This is a genomic window from Dehalococcoidia bacterium (assembly GCA_030648205.1).
Taxonomy (GTDB): domain Bacteria; phylum Chloroflexota; class Dehalococcoidia; order JAUSIH01; family JAUSIH01; genus JAUSIH01.
The window spans coordinates 1-5,257 of the sequence record JAUSIH010000032.1; the positions used below are offsets into that span (position 1 = coordinate 1).

6 protein-coding genes are annotated in these 5,257 nt (G+C 64.5%); 5 read left to right on the top strand and 1 reads right to left on the bottom strand.

Features of this window, described 5'->3' with window-relative positions; genetic code table 11:
• Positions 1-259 precede the first annotated feature (259 nt).
• From Q7T26_03410 to Q7T26_03425, 4 genes are all read left to right on the top strand, one after another.
• Complete coding sequence (locus Q7T26_03410; GenBank protein MDO8531205.1) at positions 260-685, top strand: hypothetical protein; 426 nt, start codon at positions 260-262, stop codon at positions 683-685.
• Positions 686-696: 11 nt separating this feature from the next.
• Positions 697-1,197, top strand: coding sequence for a hypothetical protein (locus tag Q7T26_03415; GenBank protein MDO8531206.1), 501 nt, complete (start codon positions 697-699; stop codon positions 1,195-1,197).
• An 85-nt stretch (positions 1,198-1,282) separates the two neighbouring features.
• A complete protein-coding gene (locus Q7T26_03420; GenBank protein ID MDO8531207.1) occupies positions 1,283-1,804 on the top strand; it encodes a sigma factor in 522 nt (173 codons plus the stop codon).
• 160 nt (positions 1,805-1,964) lie between these two features.
• Positions 1,965-2,186 (top strand): hypothetical protein, encoded by a 222-nt coding sequence (locus Q7T26_03425; GenBank protein MDO8531208.1) that lies wholly within the window; start codon positions 1,965-1,967, stop codon positions 2,184-2,186.
• Positions 2,187-2,196: 10 nt separating this feature from the next.
• On the opposite strand, the gene Q7T26_03430 is transcribed toward Q7T26_03425, so the two are convergent.
• Positions 2,197-2,700, bottom strand: coding sequence for a hypothetical protein (locus Q7T26_03430; GenBank protein MDO8531209.1), 504 nt, complete (start codon positions 2,698-2,700; stop codon positions 2,197-2,199).
• Between the two features lie 594 nt (positions 2,701-3,294).
• On the opposite strand from Q7T26_03430, the gene Q7T26_03435 reads away from it, so the two are divergent.
• Positions 3,295-5,022: a recombinase family protein gene (locus Q7T26_03435; GenBank protein ID MDO8531210.1), complete on the top strand. Its 1,728-nt coding sequence runs from the start codon at positions 3,295-3,297 to the stop codon at positions 5,020-5,022.
• The last annotated feature ends 235 nt before the right edge of the window (positions 5,023-5,257 follow it).

Below are 5,257 nucleotides of genomic sequence, written 5' to 3' on the forward strand. Positions count from 1 at the left end.
TTCCCTCGGTTAGTTCAGTACCTCTGCGATTTTGTGCCAAACCTTACCTAATCACCAAAACCAATGAGCAGAACTGACAGAATTCCTATGAGCGAGGAGCCCGTCTCGGAGGATTCCAAGCTGGCGCTCATAGGCCCCAAACGAGCAGAACACACAGTTGGTATTCGCCCCCGTGCCGAGAGGCTCGCACGGAAGCAGGCAAGCAGAGCGGCGGACGTGAGCGCCCCGCCTTGCGGGGCGGAAAGGAGGACTGCAGCTCATGGGACACAAGCCGAAGCTCCGGCTCACGGAGATGCTCCCCCGGCCCGCCGCAGCGCGCGCGCACGGCGAGGAGATCGCCGACTTCCACCCGGTGAGCGACCGCGTCGAGCGCCGCAGCCCTCGGCAACGGGGCCGCAACGGCAAGCTCTACGTCGTGGACATCACCGGCGTGAGGGCGCCGGTCGAGGTCCGGGATGAGGAGACGTCCGGCCTCCTCCAGTTCAAGGAGAACGCGGCGAAGCTCGCGACGGCCGCTGAGATCAACGACCGCTTCTTCCGCATCCGCGCCACGGCCTTCCTGAGCGACGAGGGGCGCAAGGAGCGCCTGGGGATCCTGCGCGCCCGCTGGAAGGAGCTGTACGGAGACGCGATGTTCGTGGTCGACCCGTGGCCCTCGAAGCGGAAGCTGACAGATAGAAGATAGGAAGTGAGAGCGTGAGAGACCACATCGATATCGGGTCCTCCCCGTGTGACGCCGCAGCGCGCGCGCACGGCGAGGAATGCGTCCAGGTCTCCAGGACGGAAGATTACCTGGACCGCATGCGCGTGGAGTGCCGGCGTTTCCTGGCCCTCATTCGCGTCAAGCTCGGGCCGGAGCCGGAAGGCGCCCACCTGGCCATCAAGTCCAATCCCCACGACTTCGGGACGTACCTCGAGGTCGTCTGCCACTTCGACGACGAGAACGAAGAGGCGAGAGAGTACGCCTACAAGTGTGAGAGCGATGGGCCCAAGACGTGGGACGACGACGGCCGGCGCGAGCAGACGATCAAGGCCATGAGCAAGTCGCCCAATCCCACGGAGGTTCTTGATGCCGCTACGAAGAGGCGCGAGGCTGCCCTGGCGGCCGCCATCACGCATGACGGCTTTGTGCTGTTCCTGGAGCAAGCGAAGGCGCAACAGGCCGCCCAGGAAGAGGTGATTCATGCCAGGACGTAGGCCGTGTCCCGTGCCCACGGGAAAGAAGACCTTGCGCCGGCTGCCGCCCAGGACTGGTGGAACAAGTAGGACCGTAGGAGCACACATGGCAACGGAAGACCGCGCCGCGCAGCTCCTGGAACAATGGCAGCCCCTCATAGGGACCATCGCCCGGGACCAGGCCCGGGGGGATGCGGAGGCGGAGGACCTGGCCCAGGAGATCTCCCTGACCATCTGGCAGAAGCTCCGGAGCCGCCCCGACGCCCCGCGGGAGTACCTGTCGATGGTCGCCAAGTACACGGCCATCAAGTACCGGGTGCGCGGGGTCTCCATCCATCGCCAGTTCACTCAGGCGAAGGTGGGGAGGGTATGGGAGCAGGTCCGGCCCGATGGGGACCCGAAGCTGTGGGAGCTGCTGGACATGGCCCTGCGCAGGCGAAACGGCGGCCCGTCGTCGCCCGTGGAGGACCTGGTGGTGGCCCTGGACCTGTACGACCGGCTGCGGAGCGTCCTCGCCCCCCGGGAGGGGGCGTTCCTTGGCCTCCGGCTCCAGGGGGTGGCCCAGGGCGTCATGAGAGGGATGCGCCATCTGCTGGACGGCCAGGGCGTCGTAGAGGACGCCGCGTAGGAAGGGGCGGGGCTGCACCCCTGGCTTGCACCTGGTTTTGCACCCCGTTGTGCGGGTGAGGAAGAGAACCGATGTCTACCGTCACGCATGGTCGTCTCGAGGACTTTGTCGAGTCGCTGCCAAGTACCTGCTGGCCTACTTGGAGGACAAGAGCGGGCCTGTGCTGCTGGAGACGAACGGCCCGAACGCGCCGGGCGTCTGGAGCGTCGCGGGGCAGCCTCGGGTGGTCCTGATGCCCATGTTTGTGCAGGAGGACGCACCGCCCGTCCCGTCCCCCGAAGCGTCCCCTACCAACCATGACGTAACGGAGGCGTCCGAGGAATCCGAAAACGGCGAAAGCGCGACGCTGAGGGAGGAGGGCGAATCCGAGATTCCAGAGTGAGCTGCGGTCATTAGCCAGGAGCGTCCGTCCACAAGCGCCCGATTATCGCCTTCCGCGCCTGGTCGCGCGCCTTGTCAAACGCCTGGCGAATCCCCGCAAGCTGGTCGCTCTTTTCCGCGCTCCAGTTCTCCGGTTTGAAGGCCCTGTCGTGCGCGAGGAGCCTATAGGCCACTGCCTGCGCCCGGCATTCCTCCAGCATGGCTGTCAGACCGGGGACCGCACGTAGCAGCAGGTCGTAGGAGGGATGCGTCTCGAAGGAGAAGCGCGCGGCCCAGCGCTGGTTTTCGCCGTCCTGCACAGTGAGCAGGGACTGGACAGCTTGGAGACCCTTGGCGTCTGTCGCAACGGGGCCGAGAGCCTCCAGGCGCACGCGCGCCAGGTCCGACAGGAGACGTTCCGCCCACTGGCGGAGCTGCGGCAGGTTGTCGTTCAGCCATCGCTCCCCTGGCGCGGCGCTGGCCGCTTCCTGGCCCAGGACCCAGTCGAGCTTCCTCTCGCGGGCGAGGTCGCGCACCTTGCGCGCAAGGCCCTTTGAGACCCCTAAGAACCCTTTGCCCCTTCACTCACGGTCCAGATACCGCGGCCATCCTTGAAGTGACGAACAAGGGCTGTCAGCCTCTCCCGCGAATCCCGAACGGGGTCCAGCCGGAGCAGGCGGAGCGTCTTGTGCTCCTGCAATGTCCAGGGGTTGTTTGTCATTCCTTGCCCCGTGTACGGAAGCGACCGGTTTCGACCGGTTTCGACCCAACTGGCCGTGTACGCGCTGATTATCATAACGTGGGGCCATGGAAAGCGCCACAGGCGACGTTGGGACCCGTGCCCGCAAGACATCCCCCGCCCCCACGCGAGGGCGGCGCTCCTGTGGCTCCCTCCTGCCGGTACCCGCGCCCGCACCCCCAACGGAGCCCGATAACCATCTGACGGCTATCCTGACCGATATTGTACGCTCCGCCTTGGCGTGGGAGCAGGAGCACGGGCAACGGCCGCCTCTGGAGATTCGAAGGATACGTGATTCGGGACGATGCCGCCTTGACAATCGCGTCTGATGACCTACACTGGGCCTAAAAGCGCCGTAGGCCGCCACCACGCTTAGTCGGAGGGAAAACCCATGACAACTGCCAGCCTGAACCAAAAGACCCCCCACCGAGTTCTCGGCTTCGAAGACCTCAAAGGTCTGCGCGCACGCGGCTACATACGGGACAGCACACTCGACCAGCGTGACGGCGCTGGGCCCGAGATTCAACGGCGGAATGAAGAGCGCTTCGCCCAAAGCTATGGACTGGTACTCCACGGGCGGTGGTATACCGAGTTCGTGTCGGGCCGCAGCATGGGCAAGCGGCGGGAGTTCCAGCAGGTGCTCGAAGATGCGCGGCTTGACCTCTTTGACGTCCTTCTCGTGGACCACACGTCCCGCTTCGGACGTAATCAGGCGGAGTGCATCCGCCACAAGGAGGAACTCCAGCGCCTGGGCAAGATTGTGGTCTTCGTCAGTCAAGGAATCATCTCCGGCAGCGACCGGGACTTCCTGGCGGAGCGCATCAACGAGACCCTGGACGAACAATACAGTCGGAACCTATCCCGCTACGTCGCGGCGGGTCTGGCGGAAAAGGCCAGGCAGGGCATCGCCAACGGCGTCCCGCCCCTGGGTTACCAGAGTGAGAAGCTGGACAACGGAAAGCGGGAAAGGAAGGTGCCCGATTCGCAGACCATGCCAATTCTGCTAGAGCTCCTGCATTGCTACGCTTCCAGGCGCTACTCCTACCAATCCCTGGCCGACTATCTCAATGCGAAGGGCTATCAGACACGCAACGGGCGGCCCTTCACCGTCGGCTCCGTCGAGCAGGTGCTGGAGAACAGGTTTTACGCGGGCAAAGCGGTCTATCACCCCGGCAAGCCGGACGAAGAGGTGCGGGACGGCTCCCACGACGTGCCCGCCGAGGTCAAGGACCTCTGGCTCCAGTGCCAGGAGGCGAAGCGGCAGAAGACACGTCCCGGCCAACACAGCCATCGGGCGGAGACCCGCATCTACCCGCTCACCGGCGTGCTGGTGTGCGATCTTTGCGACAAGCCCTATCACGGAGAGGCGGTGCAGCACCCGAGCGGTCGTCTGTCCCGCAGGATGTATCACTACCTCCGCCGCTGCGACGTGCGCCCGCGCTCCACGGATGCGGACACCGTCGAGCAGACCTTCGGCCAGGATGTGCTCACTCACCTCCACCTCGACGACGGCTGGCGCTCCGCCGTCCTGAAGGCTTTGGCGCAGGAGGGCGCGACGCCGGACACCACGCTGGAGATGAAGCGCATCGAGGGCGCGCTGGCCAACCTGCGAAAGCAGCACCTGTGGGGCGCCGTGGCGGACGACGAGTTCCGACGGACATTTGAAGCCCTGGACCGCCAGCGGCGGGCATTAGAGGCGCAACGGCAGCCCGTCCCTACACCGAACCTGGACCGCGCGGCGGCGCTCCTGCAGGATATGCCCGCTCTGTGGACACATCCTGGGGTGAGCGATGTCCAGCGCCGAGAGTTGGCGCGGGAGGTCTTTGAGGAGGTCAGGCTGCGGGGCCGTCAGATAACAGCGGTACAGCCCAAGCCGACGTACGCTCCCCTCTTTGCCTACGCTGTCTTGAGAGGCAGCGATATGAGTGGTGTCGGGGCGAGTGGACTTCAGGCGACGCTTCTCAGCCACTCCGTTGTGTCGTCTGCGAAAAAACAGCGATCGCCGATGGCAAGGAACGCTTCCCATAACAGTCGGTGGAGTGGAATTCACCCTGCGGCGTATGATAGAGAGCGGGCATGCTGTGGTGATTATGCCGTTGGTCCCAGAAAAGGTCTGTGACGACGCGGCAAGTTGATTCGCAAAGCTAACGACAGATGGTCATTGGGCCTTGTTTTTGCCAGAATGTGGGGTGTGTCCACCCCCATTTGACTTAATGTATGGACTGGACACATGGTGGACGGGTGTTCGGAGACATGGTGAACACATTATGCATCGTCGGGCGGGCTCCGCAAGTCAATTTGCGCAATGGTACGGGTGGCGAAGACCACGTCCCAGGTGCCATCCGTCGCCGTGG

Excerpts from the sequence above, each read along its gene's own strand:
- Q7T26_03410 (MDO8531205.1), top strand. The coding sequence starts at position 260 with ATGGGACACAAGCCGAAGCTCCGGCTCACGGAGATGCTCCCCCGGCCC.
- Q7T26_03420 (MDO8531207.1), top strand. The coding sequence starts at position 1,283 with ATGGCAACGGAAGACCGCGCCGCGCAGCTCCTGGAACAATGGCAGCCC.
- Q7T26_03435 (MDO8531210.1), top strand. The coding sequence starts at position 3,295 with ATGACAACTGCCAGCCTGAACCAAAAGACCCCCCACCGAGTTCTCGGC.